This window comes from Vibrio sp. 10N.222.52.C12, assembly GCF_041474215.1.
In the GTDB taxonomy this organism is placed as follows: Bacteria; Pseudomonadota; Gammaproteobacteria; order Enterobacterales; family Vibrionaceae; genus Vibrio; species Vibrio crassostreae_C.
In genome coordinates this window covers 1-21,092 of sequence record NZ_JBFRTR010000121.1, presented here as the reverse complement: position 1 = coordinate 21,092, position 21,092 = coordinate 1, and the positions used below count along the sequence as shown (strand labels likewise).

Below are 21,092 nucleotides of genomic sequence, written 5' to 3'. Positions count from 1 at the left end.
TCCTTTGGCAATACCACCAGTCAACTCAGCAGTGGTGGCACGTTACAGGTCATTGACCCGGATCACGATCAAGCCGGTTTTATCGCACAAACCATCACTACCGCCGAAGGTGGTCGGTTCAATATCAACGCACAGGGCCAATGGTCATACGATATTGACAATGATAAAGTCCAACATTTAGGCGCAGGGGAAAGCTTCCAGCAAACCTTTACCGTTGAATCTATCGATGGCAGTGCTAAAAAAGATATTACAGTGACCGTTCATGGCACCAATGATGCTCCCGTCGCATCGGCTGAAGTGCGTTTAGCGAATGGCTTGGAAGATACCCAAATAGTCCTCACCCCAGCACAGCTACTGGCCAATTCTAGCGATGTTGACGACAACGATATTGGCAAATTATCCATTGAAAACCTACAGGCTGACCATGGTGCTATTGCGTTAAATGCCGATGGCACATTTACCTTTACCCCAGAAAAAGACTATAACGGCGATGTACACTTCAGCTATGACGTTAAAGATGCTCACGGTGGTGTGACCCACACTGGCGCATCAACGACGCTCTCGGCAGCTGGCGATGCTGCGATCTTCACCGGAGATAAAAGCGGTCAAATTACAGAAGATCGCCATGTACAAGGTGATGCTCAACATACGATATTTGTCACTGGCGTGTTGAATGTTATCGATCCTGATGCCAGTGAAGATCATTTTTACGCCACTCGTAATGCCCATGCGGTCAGTGATCCCTATGGCGGTCATCTGACCATTGGAAAAGCCGGTGATTGGGCTTATTCGGTTCCCAATGCCAATATTCAGCACTTAGCGGCAGGGCAAGTCGAGCAGGTTCAATATGAAGTAACGACCGCTGGTGGTGATAAACAAATTATTACCATCAATGTGCATGGCACTAATGATAAACCAACAGTTTCTGAAGCTATCGCAGGTGCACATAACATTGATGAAGATGCTGCAAATGCGACCTCTGGGCAAATTATTATCAGCGATGTTGATCATAGCGATCAACATTCTGTCAGTATTGATAGCCAACATCAGCCACAGTATGGTTCTGTTACCTATAATAGCAATACACAAACTTGGGTCTACACACTTAATAACAGCAATAGCCATGTTAATGCTTTAAATAATGGTGAACAATTGACCGATAAGTTTTCTCTATTAGTCGATGATGGACACGGGGGCATTACAACTCAAGAAGTTGAAATGCGCATTGATGGACACAGCGATGTTCCACCAATGCCAACCCTAGTTGCCCCTGCAAAAATTACCGGCAGTGCAGGCAATCAGGACCTGCATGCCTCAATCGGAATTCCTCCAATTATTCACCAAGGAACGCCTACGCCAATGACAGGCTGGGGAATATCAGATCACCACGGACACTCTCTCACTGCATTACACGGTCAATTTGGTACTTTGCATGTCAATCCTGCAACCGGAGAGTTGAGTTACGATTACCAACAAACTTCATCAGGCGTCGTTAAGACACATACAGGAGGCTCTTACGGTAGTGGTACAGACGAAACCGACTCGTTTGTTTTAACCCTAGGAGGCGATCAAAACTCACAAGTCGCGGTGCACCTACATTTGCACTCGCAATCCGTCCATGGAAACAGCGGACATCACATTGACCAAACCACACTAACTGGCATGGATTTATCGCCAATCGCTCCATCACCTCCTCCAGCACCCGGCATGAGCCAAGCGGATGAACCGGATGCCTCTTTCAGCACCCCTGATGAAGTTACTCTTAATTTTGATGAGGTGACGGCAAACCTAGAACATACAGCGATAGGCGAACACGAACAGCGTTCTGGTGCCCATGCTTACCTAGACGCTCTGGGTATTAATGCTGACTCGCCGTCTATAGATTCACCGTCACACAATGTACCAGTAGCGCATGATATCGATATCATTTTCAGTGATGCCGAGAGTGCTTATGGGGCTGAGCAAACTGACGATGGTATGAGTGATGGGCTGTCTCACCATACCGATAACCCATCTATTGATGATTCTTTACACCATCATAATGACGTTGACGGACTGCCTGACATAGACCCAAATAACTAGAACATCACCCCTTCGGTTAGATAAAAAAAGGAGCACGGCATGTGCTCCTTTTTTATGCAAGCCAGAGTGGAGGACTTTACCTCTCTCCAAACGCCACGCTAACATTGGTATAAATCGGTTTCCATAAGTATTGGAACACCGACTTCTCGCCAGTTGTGATGTCTACTTCACCCGTCATACCCGGCAGTATGGAAAAGCTTTCAGGGTTATCACGGAAGTAAGGCGTATCAACCGACACTACAACTTCATAATAAATCTCGCCACGTTCGCTTTGACTTGTGGTCGGTGAAATACTCTCAACCGCCCCTTTTAGCGCCCCAAAGCGGCTGTAATCGAACGCATCAATCTTGATACGAGTCGGCTGCCCTACACTCACAAAACCAATATCTCTTGGTGACAAACGCGCTTTAAAGTCGGCTTTCCCACCAACAGGAACGATTTCAACCACAGTGCCACCTGGCTGAATAACACCACCGTTTTGCGTGCTTGGCAGGCTTTGCACCAAGCCTTGTAGCGGTGACACCAACATGGTGTTGGTCAATTTAGCTTGGCTTGAACGAACTCTAGCATTCAATGCTGATAAGTCAGAGACGGCTTTAGAACGATCATCGCTCACTTTAGCTTTCGCCTCCGCCAGAAGCTGTATAATTTTTTGGTCATTACTGTCAGCTTGTCTAATCAATACCGACTTCTTACCACGAGCTTCTTCGATTTTCTGTTCGATACTGGCCAATTTTTGTCTCATTTCAAGCACACGTAAACGTGAAATGTTACCCGCTTTATAACCCTTCTCCAGTATGTTCAACTCTTGCTTAGTCGCATTTAACTCTTTCTCATAACTCGGCAAGGCCTTTTCTACGCTACGAAGCTGCTCTGCAATTTGCTCGCTCTCTTTCTCAAGCACCACACGCTTTTGGAAGTAGAGGGCTTTTTGCGCGTTCAGCTGCGCTTTTTGTTGGCTGACGATCTCTGGGTAATCGACCTCAAACTCAGCAAGGTTAGGCTCACGTTGCTCAAGCAGCGCATTCATACGTTCCACACTGGCTAGAAGCGTCACTTGTTGGGACTTTAGCTCTTCAAGGGCGGTACGCTGGAAAGTGGCATCAAACTCAACAAGCGGCTGGCCTTTCTCAACCAACTGCCCTTCTTTAACGAGAATTTGCTTTAACTTCCCGCCAATCGCGCTTTGTAATACTTGCTTCTCGCCTTCTGGAATCACAGCACCTTTGGCTTTGGCGATTTCATCAACTTGAGTGACTACAGACCAAGTGGCAAAAGCAATAACACATAAGGCAACCGACCATGTGGCCAGCGCCAATGTACGAGCCGTATTTTGTGATTCAACAAGTTCACCGTAGCGCTTGCCCTTCTCGATAGATTGTTTAGTCATTAGCGACTCCTTGCTTAGACTCTGATTGTTCTTGTTGGGCTGTATTTTGTTGAGCAGACGCCTCTTGAGTTGACGGCTGTAGCTCTTGAGATAACGGTTGCTCAGATAACTGCGGTTCTTGAGAAGCTTGAGGCTCTGAAGGCTGTTCCTGCTTCGAAGACTGCTCCGGCTCTAATGGGCCTGCATAAACTACAGCTCCTTCATTTAACACCACCACTTTATCGGCAAGCTTGATTAAATCCGGATCGTGGGACGTGTAGATCACCGTTGCTTTTCCTTTTTTCGACTGCACAAACTCACCAAATATACGTTTAGCATTTGGGTGAGCATCAGGCACAGGATTATCCATTAAGAACATTGGGTAGTCATAAACCAGCGCTTTTGCATCAATGAGGATCTGCGCGACGCTGCCAGACAACATGTCAAAAAGGCTGTCCGGTTGAATACTACTGATGGAGGTGTCTAGCCCACCTGACAATGTCTCGAACCAACGCTTTCCGCCGACCATTTCAATTGCAGAGATCATTTTCTGATCTTCGACTTTGTGACCGTCGTTTAGCCACTCTCGAATACTCAGCGTAAGCAAATCAGGATATGCGGCTCGAATGAAACACCAGTGGCGATAAAGCTGCGGATCGTATTGAACGAGGTTAACGCCTTCAAGCTCAACCATGCCGTTTTGGATAGGCTGCAAGCCAGACAGCACTTCAATTAATGTTGATTTACCGCTCCCAGAAGGGCCGGTAATCGCGACAATTTCACCGGCTTCAATATCAAAACTCACACCATTCAAGGCAGGGCGACTCTGTTTGGGATAGCGCAGTGTCACTTGGTCTAATTTCAAGTTAGGCGCTACCACAGGTAACGGGTGATGCTGGTAACTGAATTCACGCTCAGACGGCTGAGACAAAATACGGTTCACTTGCAGCTTGGATTGATTAAAGCTATTAAAACGCATCGCGCTGTTTGCCAACACCTGAGCTGGGCCAGTCACCTTAGATATCAACATCATTGAAGCAATCAAACCACCGGGCGTCATCACTTGTTCAAAAATAAGTCCTATTCCTAACCCCATCACGGCGAGTGTCGACCCCACACCAATGAAATAGTAAATCGAGGTGTACCGACTCTGGAGAACCGATTGATTAAAGGTCACTGTTGAAGCAAGAAGATTGGCTTTTTTGAAACGTTGAATCCAGTGCTCTGAGAATCCAGCACTGCGAATAAAGGCAAGCTTGGATGACAGCTCATTAGTCATGTTTTGACGATTCGTACCTGCCACTGTCGATTGCATCGAGCGCTTGCTGCTAGAGCGTATCGAACGTTTTGCTAGCAAGTAATAAAGGATTAAAGAGACGACTGGAACCAGTACCAACCATCCGCCTAAAACACCTATCGCAAGTACAAAAATAAGAATGAATGGTAGGTCAAATAACGCATTTCCTAATGGCCCCGATAGCACACCTGAAATACGCTCTGACAACATCACTTGGTTTTGCTGACTAGAAGAAGCTGTTTGCTGATTTTGAGCATAGCTATTACGAAGCAGACGCTGCACGAGGGATTGAGAAATCTCACGACTTACTCGGTTCGAAACTGAAGCAAACACGCGGCTACGTAATGTTCTCAACCAACCCATCATCACAAACAACAACGCCGCGCCAATGGCGATACCTTGCAACTCATGCCCTGCATCACCACCAATCACATGGTCATAAATCGACATCGTGATGAAAGGAACGGCAAGCGCAAATAAGTTAGTGATAAAGCTGACCAACAACAATTTAGGAATGATGGGACGAAACGCATGTAACCTTTCGCCAACCCAATCAGGAGAGGCCTTCTCTAATGGTGGCCCTTCGATAACGATGCAAAACTGTGGGATCTGGGTAATGTCGTCATTGGCATTAAAGGCAACAAATTGCTTGGATTCCAAATGACCAGAGACCAGCTCATGTTCACCAAGTACCAGTAAGACCAATTTATGTTCACCAACTTCATCTAGGTTGGCAACCAAGCGATAAGGCAGTGCAAGCCTGTCGAACAAGGCAAACATATCGTCGATTGATTCAATGCCATTTTCATCGACCCATTGATGTGCGAACAACTGGATATTAGCATTAACTTCCAACTGCTTAAGAACGGAAAGGCTCTCGGTTTCTAAATGATTCATCACCTCTTGTCGACCGCTGGTATCTGCACGGTTGTTCGTACCTGAAGGGTTACCAATATCTAAACGATTCATACGACGGCCTCCTGATTGCTCTCGCTGTCGACCGTAATAGCTCGACTTTCCACTGTAATGATTCGATTAGCAAATTCGCGAAGCTTCGAATGGTAGCTCACCATCAGTATCGTGCGTCCTGCCGTTACTTCTTCTTCCAACACCTTAGCTAGATTCCCAAGGGCGTCTAAATCAAGTGAAGAATCCGGCCTTTCCAACATGATTATGGGTTTATCACTTGCCAATTGAGCCGCGATATTGAGCATTTTCACGTTACCCATACTCAACAAAGAAGCACTCGTATGGCCAATTTGTGTCTCTAGTCCATCGGGTAATCGAGTAATCTCTTTAGTTAAACCCAAACGCTTTGCATAGTCACTGGCGCTTTGCGTTTTCTCAGGGTCAAACCCGCACAAGTTGTCGAGAATAGTACCCGACACCAACTGCCCTTTAACGCCACAGTAGGCCGCAATATTGGTTACGGATGCGATTGAAACTGCAGCTCCGTTAATGAAGCACTCACCCGCTTTTAGATCATCAATACCTGCAATCGACGACAATAAATGACTGTTGGTGTGGCGATCCTCACTCTCTAACAATATCAACTCACCTTTATTCAGTGTGACATCTGCATGAGCAAGTTCACCGTATCTTTCAACGGTCGCTTGCTTGATTTCCAACACCTCAAAGTCAGATAAGTGGCTTTTAGCTTGCTCAGAGTCTGAAGACTCACCTATCGATAAGTCACTCAATTTTTCTATTGCCTGATTAGCACTGTGTATTGAATTAAGCTTAATTCGAACTCCCACCAAAGCACTTAAAGGTGCAACCGCTCTGCCAGATAAGATAGAACATGCCGCCAAGCCACCAGTAGTTAACTGACCATCCAACACCCACAAGCTCCCCGTAATTACGAGTAAAACCGACGTGGCTAATGCGGCAAGCTGAATACATTCTTGGGCAAAGGCGTTCTGTTCTTCTTCTCTCGCTTTAGACTGAGAGCGAACGTTATTGAGGGATTTAAACTGATTGAAGATTCGAGACTCAACAGCCTGACGTTTGATTCCTTGAATGGTTTGGCTCAGTAAAATCAAAAATGCTTTTCGCTCCTGCTCATCTTGGGAAGCTTCTTCACTTAGACTTTTAACGCGAATAGAAGATAACCAAACAATTCCGAGAGTAATCAGCCAAACTGCCAAAGGTATCGCCACCAGCTCACCGCCGATGTAAGCCACCAAACCCAAGAAGATCAATGCGAAAGGCAAATCAATAAAGCCTGCAATCACACCACCGGAATACCAATCTTTGACTTTGGATACAGAGCCGAGTCCTTCTTCTACACCGCCAACACCTAAATGACGAAGATGACTTGATGAAGCATTAGTCACCCTTTCAACCATGGTTTGATAGGTCGCTTTCTCGGTATTACTGGCCGCAGCAGACAAAAGCCAAGTTCGCACAAACCGAATTAGCGCTTCCATAGCGACAGCCAACGTCGCACCCGCTAATAACAGAGTGGCAGTCCCATAACTCTGGTTAGGTAAAATACGATCGTAAATTTGTAAAACCGTTAACGGAACGGCGAGAGAGAGAAGATTTATGAGTAAAGAAGGCAGTAGGACTTTCCCCACCACCCCTTTGTTTTTCATTGAACTTGCGGGCATACACAATCCTTATCCATGCTTATGAAATAAGATTGGTACACCATGTTGAGTATTGCAAGGTAACGGACTGATTTAACGTGTTTTTCAATATAAATATGACACAGATCTTTCTACACAAATCTGTGGCTATACCCGTACCTTAAAAACGCTCCTTACAAATGCTCGTTACAAGCGCTCCTTACAAACAATTGTCGTAATCCGTTATCGCCTGCTTTAACTTTGAAAAGTCTGAGTTACATAAATGCGGTTTCAGCGCTTCAAATTTATCTGAGGGCCACTCGTATATCTTCATTGAAATCAGCTCATCAATAACGGACTCATCAAAACGATGTTTAACGACTTTCGTAGGCGAGCCCGCTACAATACTGTAGGGAGCGACGTCTTTAGTCACCACACTATTCGCTGCAACTACAGCGCCTTCACCAATCGTCACACCGGGCATCACCATCGCTCTCATGCCTAACCACACCCCATCTTCAATGTGAGTGCCACCTTTGCCAATGTAGGCATCGTCGATGACATCCATAAATGGGTACAGCGAAAACCAATCAACTCTGTGGGTATGGTTGCCACCCATCAAAATCACGACCTCTGCGCCAATACAGACATAATCACCGATATAGAGTTCGTCGATTTCCCATCGAGGCTCCCACTGACGGCTGACTTCGTCGCCGTGTAAATAGCGCACTACCGATTGTTCAAAACCATTATCCCAGCAATCGCTGTAATAACTGTGTTGACCTTTTACATGAATATTGGGGTTGGTTACGACTTCATGCAGCAACTCGAATCTGGACCAATGCTTCTTTTGCATTTTTACCTCTGAATAATCTATTTAGTTTTATTCGTTAACTATCAAAATGTTCGACGATGCAAATCCAAGGTGCACAAACTAACGCCCTATAAACACAGGGTTCACTGGGATGAATAGTGAGTATCACGCTTAAATCATAGCAATGTCGCTAAAACTAAAGAGACGTCAGTAGATTCGAGGTTGCTTAAGAAGAGGAAGTAGTTTCAAAGTTTACTCAGTTTTTATCGATAACTTGGTTGGATAATTTACAGGCGTAGTGTAACTGTTTAGTCGCGCCAATTTGACAGGAAGATGTGATTAATAAGGTTTCAAATTTCGTTTCGTGGAATACGGAATGAACAAGAGCCTGCGCGATTACACAGGCTCAAACTTAGACTCAGCTATAAATTTCGGCTCACGCTTGGAGCTGGGTTCAGCGACTACATTCGAGCAAGCTGTGCTTTTCTGTCTTTATTCACCACACAAAAGTTACCGCGCTTAGTACGACATTTAGAGCATCGTTCGCATTCAACAGGGCTTCTATCCCCTTCCTTCCAACGCTTAACTAAATGGGGTTCAGAAAGCAGCGGTCTTGAAAGCGCGAAGTACTCAATGCCCGTGTTGTTTGCAATCGCTTCGATAGCATCAAAATCCGTTAGACCACCAACCGTGATCACTGGGATATTAACGTCTTGGCTGATCGCGTGACCATACTCATGGAAGTAGCCTTCAGCTTGAATGGTAAAACCATCGTGCGACTCGCCAATCATAGTGTCTGCTTTGCCATGAATATTGCCTGACACGACAATGCCATCCACACCCACTTGTTCAAGCTTTTTACACACAATACGTGTTTCCTCAAAGGTGACACCACCTTCAAAAAACTCCGAAGCTGTAAGCTTAACTAAAATTGGGAAGTCGTCGCCCACCAGCTTGCGCGTCGCGGTATAGATCTCTAACAAAAATCTCATGCGGTTTTCTAAGCTACCGCCGTATTCATCTTCACGTTGGTTGTAATAAGGGCTTAGAAATTGGTTAATCAGGTAAGTGTGAGCGGCATGAATTTCAACGCCATCAAAACCTGATTTCTGTGCTCTCAAAGACGCTTGAGCAAAGGCATCAACAATGTAGTTGATCTCGCCTTTGGTCATCGCTTTGCCTAGTGTTTGAGTTCCTTTTTCTGGAACCTCACTTGGTGCGTAGATTACTCGTTCACCAAGATCATGTGTGGTTTTGGTGCCACCATAAGCCAACTGCATCACGATTTTAGAGTCGTTGTCGTGCACCAGTTGAGTCAGCTTCTGATACTCTTCAATGAATGAGTCGTTATACATACCCATCATGCCTGCATTCGGCTTTTCTTCTTCAACAATGTTCGCGTAGCCCGTCACGATCAGGCCGACTTCACCTTGAGCCAACTCTTCATAGATAGCGTACAGTTTATCTGTCATATGCCCATCTTCGGTGGCCATATTTTCCCACGTTGCACTTCTCATGAAGCGATTCTTTAGTGTCATCTTGCCAATGTGGGTTTCTGTAAACAAAGTGCTCAAGTGTCTTCCTCTCAAAATCGTGTTACGCAAGTTACCCATTAAGCATGGGCACTGATTCAGGCGGATACTACAGAGAATAAGGCAGCGAAAACTTAATCTAGATTAAGAGAGCGGCACTCTCATGTGAGAAAGATATAGAAAGCATCAAAAAGAGATAAAAAAGATTGGAGAAATGGTAACAAAAGAAAGTCGCTAAGTTTTAATAAGCGACTTTGTTCAATTTAATCTGGACTAAGTCAATGGTTCTTACGAGAGGTGTCCACCTGCGAATTTCTGCCTGCTAACAGTTATTTGAACTCATAGGTGTAAGACGCGCCAACACTGTTATTTTCACCGAAATCGTCCTCAGCAAAAATAGTGAAGAAGTTGAATGATTGAGCGTCACTCAACTTGTAGCTAGCACCGCCGCCTGCCCAATACCCTGAATAATCATCAGACCCCATTGAACCGCCACCGAAGCCCATGATAGACCATTCATCAGTAATCGTTTTTAAACCAAACGCACCAATGTAGCCACCGTGTGTTGAGCTCGACATCAATACATAGTCAGAACCAACATTATCATCATCGAAAACCGCTACTTCGCCGTCATTATAGCTGTAACCAGCCATAGGGAAGATTTGCCAACCGAACGGCTAAAGTTGAAGTTAACAATACCCATAGGCAACAGCCATGAGCCGCCTATTCGCCATTCTTCGCCATCTGCGTTAACACGAGCATTGATCATTCGTGCTTCATCAAGCCCAATAGACCCAGAGAACTGCAGATCTTCGTTATAAGCAACGCCAGCTTTGGTTACGATTTTAGTCGGATCATCAGGGTGCTTCTCTTCAGCAAAAGCACCCGTTGAAAATAAAGACACTAAAGTAATGATTAGTAGATTACGTAATGTCATTAGAAGGTCGCGCTAACACCAACAAAGTGGATACGGCCATCGAACGAACCATTCAACAGATTAACTTGACCAAATCGACCATATCGATCCATCTCAACTGAACCCAAATCAGCGTATTCATAGAACACATCAATTAAGATGTCGTCCCAGTAGGTAGATGCGCCAACTGAGTAGCGGTACTGTTCACCCACAGGAAGGTCAACCCATTGCATTGACGGATCGTCTTGCGGAGAAGTTTCGTAAGAGAAGCCAGCTTTCAAACGCCAGTCTGAATTCAATTGATAATCCGCACCTACCGCAAATTTCCAAACGTCATCCCAGTCACGCTCAATCGGAACACCATTAATTGGACTTCCTGCTATTCCAAAATCAAGAACGGTTGTATCCCATTCACTCCAACGATGGAACTGAATACTAGCAAGCAGGTCAAGTTGAGAGTTCAAAGCATAGCTCGCACTGACATCGATGATTTCAGGTAAAGCAATATCAGTTGATAATGAATTCAATACGCCTTGGTTAATAACGCCATTTACATCATTGTTAAACTTATGCTCTAGCTTAGAACGGTAACTTGCGCCCAGCTTAAGTTTATCTGTCGGTGTGTACATTACGCCAAGGTTATAGCCGTATGCCCAGTCAGTATCTTGCTTCGCTGTAAGCATTGACGTTGTTTGTTGGAATGCAGCCCAACTGAATTGCACACCCGCGCCTACTGACCATTGGTCATTCAGCTTATAACTCAGTGATGGGTTCACTTGCATTGCAGTAAGAGTGATATCTTCTAGAAGTGCAGCACCCGCCCAATCACTGCCGTAATCAAGGCTAGAGCCGCCAACAGCGCCAAGCGCGATACCAAGGTGTAATTTGTCTGTGACTTGATGAGCGTGGAAGGCACCAAATGACGGCATTACGGAATGAGCTTTACCATCTGGATTACCACCGTTATCTTGATACTTCATTTCAAGATCGAATGCCATGGTGTTGATGGTCGTTTTGCTTTCGCCCATGTGAGACATAGTGGCAGGGTTTGTCCACATCGCCGCTGCAGATCGAGTGTAAACACCATCACCAGCGCCAGTAGTACCAGCGTTGGCAACGACAGCTTCTTGCAAAAACAGGCCACTTGCGAATGCATTTAAGCTCGTAAAAATTGCAGTGGCAGCTAGAGAGTAAGTAAAAGTTTTGTTCATCAGAGCGCTCATTTAGCCTTAGACATTAAATTGCTCTAAGGTTACCGCAAAGCTCAATAAACAAAGGGAATATCCATTATTCCTGTACAAGCGCTATTTAAACTTTCTGGCGACGTAAGGGCGTGGTTTGTCTCGATGAATTTCACGTTGAGCAGCAATCGCCCTGTTCTTACCTAACCCAACCTTTATCTGATACCAAGTTTCGCAGAATACAGCCATGCCCGGGCTTGACCACCAAGTCTTGTTGTAGAGCTTCTTGTTAGCAGCGACGACATCTGGCGACCGATTCGCACACTCAAGTGCCAACGCATAGGCTTCAGCGTAAGGATCTTCGGCAATCTTGGTCACCAACCCATATTCTTTAGCGGTTTCACAGTCGATCACTTTGGCCGTCATCGCCATTTCAAGGGTGTGATCTTTACGCATCAGCTCTCTAAAAGCGATAGCGCCTCCCATGTCTGGAATCAGACCCCACTTTGCTTCCAATATAGAGAAGTTCGCATCCGGGCTAGCAATTCTAAAATCACCCCCACTGACCAATTGCAGGCCGCCTCCCCAACAACGACCATGAATCGCAAAAATGACAGGGCATGGAATATCTCGCCAACCCAATGAAAAGCGTTGTGCAGCGTTAGGCAATGTCGGTAGCCATTTAAACAAGAGCTTCATCGCCCCAGATTTACTGGTTAATAGGGACTTAACATCAAGCCCTGAACAAAAATCAGAACCCTCACCTTTTACTATTACGGCACGAATCTCGGTGTTCTTTTTCAGCTGAGTCACCATGTTATTCACGCCTTGAAACATTGCCATATCAATAGCATTGAGCTTATCGGGTCGATTCAACACAACCGTCGCAATTTGGTTTTCATCGATAGAACAAGTAATACGATCGAGGTTTGGCATGGTGGCTACCTTATCAGTGGTCAGACCTTTAGGTTATACATTTTATTAACATATGCCAAACTTGCACATTAAGAAGCGAGACCTGTGTTGCTTAACGTCTTTCCCTTTACACAAACGACATCAACAAAAAAGCAGTGATGGATCGCTCCATTCACTGCTTTTCATCCGTAGCTTTTATCGCCAATGGCTTTGATTGCCAGTAGCTTTGATTAGCAATGGCTTTCGGTCATGAGCAAAACCTATGTTCTTCGAGATTTCAGTAGCAAGAAGATGAAGTAGCTACCACCAATAATTGAAACTAACGTCCCTGCTGCAAGCTGCGCTGGGAACACCACCACTTGCCCTAGCCAATCGGCGAATAGCATCAATGCTGCACCAATTAAAAACGACAAGATGATCTGCTCTCGAACCAAACGAGCCCCCACCATTGCAGCGATATGCGGAGCTAACAAGCCGACAAACGCGACAGGCCCCATGGTTGTTGTCACGACCGAGCATAAGATCGCAACAATACACAACAGTGCCACGTATGCGATATTGATATTCAACCCTCTGGCACTCGCGAACTGTCGTCCAGTCGCAATTAAGGTCACCCAACGGCTCAGTAACAGAGCAACACCAATACAAGCCGTTATCACTACTGCCATTATAGTGGCTGATTCAGGCTCCACACGGTAAGTAGAGCCGGCTAACCAAGCCAATAATGTGTATTTCCCCTCACCCACTCGCGTTAAAGAGAATTGCACCAAAGCTTCCAAGACTGCGGTCAGCGAAATACCGGTAAGGATCAAAATCGATGGCGCAAACTGATGCTTCTTGCCAAGGAACAATAATAGACAGAGTGCAATCGCACTGCCTAAGAAAGCAATCCAAGGGCTCAATGAGTGAATCGAATATCCCATAAACAAGCTGCTGAAAATCAAAGCTAGAACCGCACCCGCCGACACACCAAGAATGTCTGGGCTTGCGAGCGGATTGTAGACCAACCTTTGTAAAATCACCCCAGCCACCGCTAAGCCACCACCAGCGAATATCGCGGTTAACATTCTCGGCCAACGAATAGACCATTCAAATGCATCTGGGATAACAAAGTAGCCCATATCAGAAGAAGGCTGTGACAATGCGCTCAACGCGAACAACCCGAAGATCATCAAGCCCAACAAGAAGTAAGCCAAAGATGAAATAGACTTCGGACCTTTAGGCATTGAGAAAAACAACTGATCTTGAGCAGACATTTGCTTTCTCGCAATAATGATCAACGCAGGAGCACCAATCACTGCGGTTGCCGTCCCTGTTGGAATCATGTCCAAAGACCATTGCGCCAAGAAGATCGCCAAGCTGTCGGTGACACAAAGTAATAGCGCACCTAATACACAACTCGCGATGAGTTCAGATTTAGCCTTTAGAAAACCTAGATGCCTAGCGATGTTCGGAGCAATCAAGCCGATAAAGCTGATCACGCCCACTGAGGTAATCGACACTGAAACCAACCAAACGCCGATTGCCATTAGCACAAAGAAGGTCGTGCCAATATTGAGCCCGCGCGCCGCAGCCCCTTCAGTGCCGATGGAAAGCAAAGTCAGAACTCGCGGAGCTAAGAAGAATATGGCAAAAATCGGCAACAGCTTAGGCATCAACCAAAGCACTTGTTCCCAGCCATTTTGCCCTAGGTCGCCCGCTCCCCATACAAACAGATTTTGTGCGTACTGATCGTTGAGCAGAATAATCGCCGTTGCAAATGCCCCTAATAACAAGTTGACCGCCATACCCGCCAATACAATTGGCAAGCCGCTCATGTTTTTGATTCCGACAATAGAAACAATCAGCCCCATCGCAAGCAGCGCACCGACCAAAGCAAACCAAACTGAATACTGAGCGACCAACATCGGCGCCACCACATTCAGAATAACCAGACCAAGCCATGCACCTGACGATGTACCTAAGGTTAACGGGGACATCATGCGATTCTGTGTCAGTTGTTGAAACAAGCTGCCGATGGTGCCAAGTGTTGCGCCAACCAAGATCGCCATCACCAAGCGAGGTAAGTTGACATAGGCTAACGCCATCAACTCAAATGAATCATCAACCATTGAGTTGAATGTCGCGATGTCACTGATCTGTGAGACTTGCTGAAGCAACTCACCAATAGGACCAAATTCCGACTGCCCTAACCATAAATGAACAAGGGCAGCACAAAGCAGCGCAGCCCCCATCATAAAACCACTGGATTTCATTACTGCTCCGCTAGCGTCAACAACGATTGCGCCATGGCTTCTGCGTTATACAAGATCGACATAGCACCGCCGTAGCTCCAACTTGCCGCTACTGGGCTAAATTGACCATTGCGAACAAAGGGCATGCTCTTCCAAACCGGAGAACGGTTTAGCTTGTCTTGATATGGGAAAGGTTCAAAGTAAAGCGCAATGCCGTTCTTCACGTTCTTAAGCTCGGTCATGCGTTTTTGACTGATGCCCCACTGACTTGCAGGAAGATCCATCGCATTGTCAAAGCCAAGCTGCTCAAGTGCGTATTGTGGAATCGAGTTATCGCCATAAATGAACACCGATGTAGTACTCGCAAAACGGAAAGAAGTGACTTTCGGTTTGTCGCCCGGATACGCTTTATCTAACTCAGCTTTTAGAACAGCGATACGCTCATCCATTGCGGCCAGCTTTTGGTTCGCTTGTTCTTCTTTACCAAGCAACTGGCCGATCTTCTTGAAATTCTCAATAGCAGCCGCTGCATTGCTGTGTTGTTCGCTGTACGTTTGGTAGTAAAGCACGGGCGCAATTTCAGAAAGTCGTTCCTGAAGATCTTTCTGAGGAGAAGCGATAAGAATCACATCAGGGTTTAGCTTTTTAAGCGCCGAAAAGTTAGGTTCAGTTCGAGTGCCAATATCCGCCACGCCTTCTGGAATCGCAGGCTGAACAACCCAATCGGTATAACCTGCAATATCAGGTACCGCTACTGGTGTAACACCGAGTTCAATCACTTGTTCGGCTATGTCCCAGTTCAGCGCAGCCACTCTAACAGGCTGAGCTTCAAGGGTTTTAACACCCTCACTGTCTTCAACTTGAAAGTTGGCCATCGCTTGAGCTGATAACAACAAGCTCAATGAGACAATGAACGAACTCACTTTAGGAAAACGAGAAGTAAAATAGTTGGCTTTCATATAATCACTGTCACTTTTTAATTGTTTATTTAACGACAAAAGCAGCCTACACAGGCTGCTTAGATTTATGTATTCAAATGAATTAGAACTCGTAGTTCACGCTGAGTTCTACTGACTGCTCTGCACCGAACCAACAGTTCGATTGGTCGTAGCAGGTGTAGTACTCTTCATTAAACAGGTTGTTAACCAGCAAGTTAGCCGTTGCACCTGACAGAGTTTCACTTGCTTCCCCTAGGTCATAACCTACGGATAAATCGACAACCGTATATGATGGTACTTTTCCTTGAGTATTCGTTGCATCCATCTCCATTTCACCCATGTAACGAGCACCTGCACTGAAGCGAGTTCCCGATAAAGCACCACCATAGACATAGTAATTGCTCCATAGATTAGCGGCATGTGTCGGTACATAGATTGGTGTCGTTCCTTCAAGGTCAGGGTTTGCATCTTCCGTTACTTCCATATCGACGTATGTATAGCTCGCGTTCACATCCCAATCTTCCGTTACAAACCATCTGCCTTCGACTTCGACACCTTGAGAACGCACTTCGCCTAACTGAATCTTAGAGCGATACGTTGGATCCGATGGATCGGCAGCAATTGAATCTTTCTTAGTAATGTAAAAGTATGATGCTGTAAGTTGCTGTGCCATATCAGCAGACAGGTATTTCACACCTAGTTCGACTTGCTCACCCAGCTGAGGTTTTAAAGAGTTACCGTTAATATCGGTACCAGCAGCTGGTTCAAAACTCGTCGCGTAACTTACAAATGGAGAGATGCCATTATCTAACTCATACAAAGCACCTACGCGGTAAGAGAACTGATTGTGATCCGCTTTTTCTGTGCCATCGCTTGTTGGATAAATGCTCGTTTTTTCGTCACTCGCTTTGAACATGTCGTAACGTCCACCAGCAAGTAAAACCAGCGCGTCGTAGCGAACTTGATCTTGGAAATACAAGCCCAGTTGCTCGGTCGTGATGTCATGTGATTCACGATAATTCTCTTGTAGCTGACTCTTATCAAGCAAGTCATTATTTGGGTTGTATGCGTTAAATCCGTAGAAACCAGCGTTCGCGGTGAACTCTTGATACAAAGAGTCGCCCGTCAGTTTTAGGTAATCGAGACCAAACAATAAGTTATGCTCTAGCCCAGCAACCTCGACGCGACCTGATACTTGGTTGTCGATAACAAAGCTTTGAGAGTCTTCATCCGTGCTATACACATTTCGAATTAAGCTACCAGTTGCGGCGTTAAAATTCGTACCGCGATGGTAGGTGTTTTCTTGATATAGCGACGCATCGGAATAACGAGCGTTCTGAAGGAAAGTCCAGTTGTCATTGATTTGGTGGTTAATTTTGTAACCTAACATCAAGACTTCACGTTCAAAAGTACTCCAGTTCTTGTCGCCCATCGACACAGATGGATCACTTGCCTTCAATACTTCGAGCGGCATTGCAGAGTTAGTACCCATTGACGGATCATTCTGATAGTAAAGATTGAAGTTAATAAGTGTTCGATCAGATACCTGCCAATCTAGCGATGGAGCAATCACATAACGCTCTTCTTCAGCGTTATCAACTTGGCTGTCTTGTTTACGAGCGAGTGCAACTAAACGATATGAAAAGTCACTGTCACCTAACTGACCTGAAGTATCAATTGACGCTTCCATCAAGTTTCTTGAGCCTGTAGATACACCCACTTTTGTCGACCCGTCTTCTTGCGGTGCCTTCGCGATCATGTTGACCATACCACCCGGCGGCATCGATCCATACAACACAGACGTAGGGCCTTTAAACACTTCAACTTGCTGAATCGCAATAGGGTCGATCTGAGGTTGCAGGTTCCATCCAGTCAGGAACGGCAGAATCAAGCCATCGTAGTAACTCTGATTGTTACTAAACCCACGAATCGAGAACGTATCGTACATGGTTACTGATGCGCCCTTTTGCTCAGTCACAACACCCGGCGCGTATCTAAGCGCTTGGTTAAGAGACTTTACACCTCGTTGCTCTAACTGTTCTTCATCAATGACTGTAATACCTTGAGGTGTTTCTTCCGGCTCAAGTGCCGATTTTGTGGCTGTATTACGATAGGCTTTACCCATAATAGTGACAGTTTCTATATTCGAATCTGCCGCAGTAACGGTTTCTTCCGCCAATGCTTGCGCTGAAAACGCAGTCAGCAACGCTACTGCCAATGATGAATACTTAAAACGAGTGTGAGTGGTCATAATTCCCTCGGTACCAATGCTTAATATAAATAATAATAAATCTCATTTGCATTGTATGTATCTAGAGGTGGGATAATTAACAATTTGGTGCAAATTCAAAAAGAACTTGACCTATTTTTAGTCGAAAACGGTCAATTGATGATTAAAAAGACAATTGACCCTATTGATAGGAAGGCTTTGCTAGAAGAGAGTGAGCGGGAATATGACTACGATTTAATAATAGGAACCCAGTACTCCATTTCAGCGTCAGAGGCATGTGCTTGATAGGCAAACGGGTACACTTCAAGCTCATATCCATCGACGCCACGATAACCTGAACTTGGCATCCAATTCAGCACAAACCAACTCAAGGTGTGTCGTAAATTCTCAATTGGACCACAGTGCTTCACTACAGCATAAGTTTGCTTAGGAACCGTCAGTACCTCTAATCTTTCAGAGATAATACTCGGTAATTGCGGGATTGAAATTCCTTCCTGAAGTTCTACCCCTGCCCAATAGTGAATATTAGTCCCGTCAAAGCAAGACTGAGTCAGGTCAACCACGCCAATGAACTGGAGCACGTTGTCGTCAGGGATCTCAACTTCACCTTCTAAACGTGACCATAGCTGAGGGACTTTCTGAGCGAAGTCTTGCGTGAGTGAAAACAGACCACTGATTTCTGATGTCATGCCTTTCACTAGGAAAGACTCTCTTTCATCAATGCGCACTTCCACAAAGCTTAACGCCCCTTTTTCAGAAGTACTCGCTGTTTCAGATACTTGTATCGGCTTTCTTAGCCCGACTCTTTTGCCTGCTTTTCTATACTGACTTGGGCTAGACCCAAACATCTGCTTAAACGAGCGGCTAAAGCTTATTTCTGAATTGAACCCGAGCCCAAGAGCAATATCTATCACGCGATCTTTTCCATCAAGCAGGTGTTCTGCAGCTTGGCTTAACTTTAGCTCTCTCACATAGTTAGCCACAGTAAGCCCTGTTTCGGCTTGAAACACTCTCTGAAGCTGCCAACGAGACCAACAGCTTTGTGTCGCAATATCTTCTAACGATAGCGAGGAGCTAAGGTTCGAATGGATATAGGTTAAAACGCGACTGATACGACCAAATGCAGGTGTGTTCATATTTAAGCTTTCATATTCTCTATAGTTGACAGCGACATATTCGATTCACCAATACTTTTATCATTTAAAACGGCTTTTATCACTCAAAAAAAGAAGCGCTCATGTGTGTTCTATAAAATGACCAAAAGATAGAGGCACCGAGTAGATGCTCCATTTTGTATGGTTATCCTCGATTATGTCCGTTATGATAACGCTACTGATTCTCATTTAATGGTTTATGATGCTTTCCCAGCTGCACAATATTATCACTCGTCGGAGAGCCCCGTCTCTACATCAGAAAATCTTCGCTCACTCAAAACAAGTGACACCTTATTTAAGTGGAAGCTTTGGTGTTCTGCATAGCAAGAGCATTGCAATAACGAATGATGATAGCCATAAAGAAATCAAACGAGTTTACGATGGCCTTGCGCAGAGCCACCCTGAAGCAGGCAAAGCCTATTGGTTAACCCAAACGTGGGATCTGGTTTGCTGGCAACCAATCTACGTGACCTTTATATCTATCTACGGCCTTCACTCACTGCCTGATATTAAGAACATCGGCCAGTTTAGGTACAAAGAATTTGTCACAGGCTACCGTTTCTTTAATGGTGATCATCAACACGGTTCACCAGAAGAACTGATTCCACAAGCAGGCGAAGCTATTCTTGCACTCACAGAGTTTTATCGTAGCCAGATTAGTGAGTGGACACGTATTCGTCCGGGGTTTACCAATCATCTACTTGCTGATCTATTATTAGGCAGCTTGATAAAACTACAGCAGCACGAACCGAGCCTAACCAACGATTATATCACTGAACAAGCTAAGCTTTGGTTAGAAGCATGCCAGTTACCTGAAAATCATTTAAACAGCCTTAAAATAGACGCTGATTCGGGGATGCTAAAACTGATCAGAATCAGCTGCTGCTTAGTTTATAAGTGCGACTCTAGAAAGTATTGCGACGATTGCCCAAGACATCCCGACAACAAAAAAACAGCTCAATAACACCCTCTATTTTTAAAAGCCAATAAAGCTCGTTTAATTTCACTGAAGCGCTTTATTGGTCTAGGCACAGGACTGACATGTTTCAGCTTTCAAACATCAAAATTGTTCGTGATGAACGAACGATTCTCTCAATCGAAGACCTCTCGATTCCGACCAACGAACTGACCGTCGTTCTTGGCCATAATGGTTCGGGTAAATCTACACTCGTTAATTTACTCTCAGGGCAGATGTCACCAGATCATGGCAGCGTGGAACTAGACGGCGCTTCCCTCTCTTCATTCAAAAGCAAAGACTTAGCCAAGCAGATTGCTTATTTACCGCAAAAACTCCCCGCTTCTGCTGGCTTAACTGTCGAAGAGCTGGTTCGTTTAGGGCGTTTCCCATGGAGAGGCGCACTAGGCCGTTGGAATTCAGAAGATAAGTCGATCATCCAGCAAGCAATGGAAAGAACCGGTGTTACTGAATTCTCACAAGCATTAGCGGATGACTTATCTGGTGGTGAACGTCAACGAGCGTGGGTCTCTATGTTACTAGCTCAACAGTCACCGGTATTGATCCTTGATGAACCGACTTCTGCACTGGATGTTCATCATCAATTTCAGCTAATGGGCTTACTGTCTGAACTCAACAAAAAAGAAGATGTTGGGGTGATCGTTATTTTACACGATTTGAACCTAGCGCTTCGTTACGCGACGCATATTGTCGCCCTGAAAAAAGGTCAGATTGCGTTCGAAGGCAGCGCGGATAAGTTACTCGATGAAGAGGCTTTGTCAGCACTGTATGAGTCCCCTATCCGACTGATCGATCATCCAGTGCCAGCCAATACTGCAGCAAGTGAGAAGGTTGCAGTCGTCTGTGAATAGTTCGGGCATTTCAGTCTAAGCTCTAAGCTCTAA

General features: G+C 45.3%; 14 protein-coding genes and 1 pseudogene. 3 read left to right on the top strand and 12 right to left on the bottom strand.

Translation table 11 applies throughout. The annotated features are described in order from the left end of the window. Window positions 1–2,082: VCBS domain-containing protein (locus AB4623_RS20370; RefSeq protein WP_372147292.1), on the top strand; the 2,082-nt coding region annotated here is incomplete at its 5' end. A gap of 76 nt (window positions 2,083–2,158) precedes the next feature. Here AB4623_RS20370 and AB4623_RS20365 read toward each other — a convergent pair. The 12 genes and pseudogenes from AB4623_RS20365 to AB4623_RS20310 form a co-directional block, all read right to left on the bottom strand. Beyond that, window positions 2,159–3,472, bottom strand: coding sequence for an HlyD family type I secretion periplasmic adaptor subunit (locus AB4623_RS20365; RefSeq protein WP_081230386.1), 1,314 nt, complete (start codon window positions 3,470–3,472; stop codon window positions 2,159–2,161). Continuing rightward, window positions 3,465–5,717: an ABC transporter transmembrane domain-containing protein gene (locus AB4623_RS20360; RefSeq protein ID WP_372147291.1), complete on the bottom strand. Its 2,253-nt coding sequence runs from the start codon at window positions 5,715–5,717 to the stop codon at window positions 3,465–3,467. The genes AB4623_RS20365 and AB4623_RS20360 overlap by 8 nt, the downstream gene beginning before the upstream one ends. Then, window positions 5,714–7,360: an ABC transporter transmembrane domain-containing protein gene (locus AB4623_RS20355; RefSeq protein WP_108193205.1), complete on the bottom strand. Its 1,647-nt coding sequence runs from the start codon at window positions 7,358–7,360 to the stop codon at window positions 5,714–5,716. Before AB4623_RS20355 ends, AB4623_RS20360 begins: the two co-directional genes overlap by 4 nt. A gap of 178 nt (window positions 7,361–7,538) precedes the next feature. Continuing rightward, window positions 7,539–8,174, bottom strand: a complete 636-nt coding sequence (locus tag AB4623_RS20350; RefSeq protein ID WP_372147290.1) for a CatB-related O-acetyltransferase — start codon at window positions 8,172–8,174, stop codon at window positions 7,539–7,541. Window positions 8,175–8,593: 419 nt separating this feature from the next. After that, on the bottom strand, window positions 8,594–9,706 hold the full coding sequence (locus tag AB4623_RS20345; protein WP_372147289.1) for an NADH:flavin oxidoreductase: 1,113 nt from the start codon (window positions 9,704–9,706) through the stop codon (window positions 8,594–8,596). A 287-nt stretch (window positions 9,707–9,993) separates the two neighbouring features. Further along, window positions 9,994–10,601: pseudogene (locus AB4623_RS20340) on the bottom strand (hypothetical protein). Beyond that, a complete protein-coding gene (locus AB4623_RS20335; RefSeq protein ID WP_017070530.1) occupies window positions 10,601–11,791 on the bottom strand; it encodes an OmpP1/FadL family transporter in 1,191 nt (396 codons plus the stop codon). The pseudogene AB4623_RS20340 and the gene AB4623_RS20335 overlap by 1 nt, the downstream one beginning before the upstream one ends. 93 nt (window positions 11,792–11,884) lie before the next feature. Then, on the bottom strand, window positions 11,885–12,697 hold the full coding sequence (locus tag AB4623_RS20330) for a crotonase/enoyl-CoA hydratase family protein (protein WP_017064440.1): 813 nt from the start codon (window positions 12,695–12,697) through the stop codon (window positions 11,885–11,887). A 239-nt stretch (window positions 12,698–12,936) separates the two neighbouring features. Beyond that, window positions 12,937–14,931, bottom strand: a complete 1,995-nt coding sequence (gene fhuB / locus AB4623_RS20325; protein ID WP_102487275.1) for a Fe(3+)-hydroxamate ABC transporter permease FhuB — start codon at window positions 14,929–14,931, stop codon at window positions 12,937–12,939. Further along, the gene (locus AB4623_RS20320; protein ID WP_102333675.1) at window positions 14,931–15,869 is read right to left on the bottom strand and encodes an iron-siderophore ABC transporter substrate-binding protein; all 939 of its coding nucleotides are present in this window, start codon (window positions 15,867–15,869) and stop codon (window positions 14,931–14,933) included. The genes fhuB and AB4623_RS20320 overlap by 1 nt, the downstream gene beginning before the upstream one ends. A gap of 82 nt (window positions 15,870–15,951) precedes the next feature. Continuing rightward, window positions 15,952–18,099, bottom strand: a complete 2,148-nt coding sequence (locus AB4623_RS20315) for a TonB-dependent siderophore receptor (protein ID WP_102333676.1) — start codon at window positions 18,097–18,099, stop codon at window positions 15,952–15,954. A gap of 206 nt (window positions 18,100–18,305) precedes the next feature. Then, entirely contained in the window at window positions 18,306–19,214 is a 909-nt protein-coding gene (locus AB4623_RS20310; RefSeq protein ID WP_017086415.1) for an AraC family transcriptional regulator, read from the bottom strand. Between the two features lie 220 nt (window positions 19,215–19,434). On the opposite strand from AB4623_RS20310, the gene AB4623_RS20305 reads away from it, so the two are divergent. After that, a complete protein-coding gene (locus tag AB4623_RS20305) occupies window positions 19,435–20,196 on the top strand; it encodes a siderophore ferric iron reductase (protein ID WP_372147288.1) in 762 nt (253 codons plus the stop codon). Window positions 20,197–20,273: 77 nt separating this feature from the next. Further along, window positions 20,274–21,059 (top strand): ABC transporter ATP-binding protein, encoded by a 786-nt coding sequence (locus AB4623_RS20300; RefSeq protein WP_102333678.1) that lies wholly within the window; start codon window positions 20,274–20,276, stop codon window positions 21,057–21,059. The last annotated feature ends 33 nt before the right edge of the window (window positions 21,060–21,092 follow it).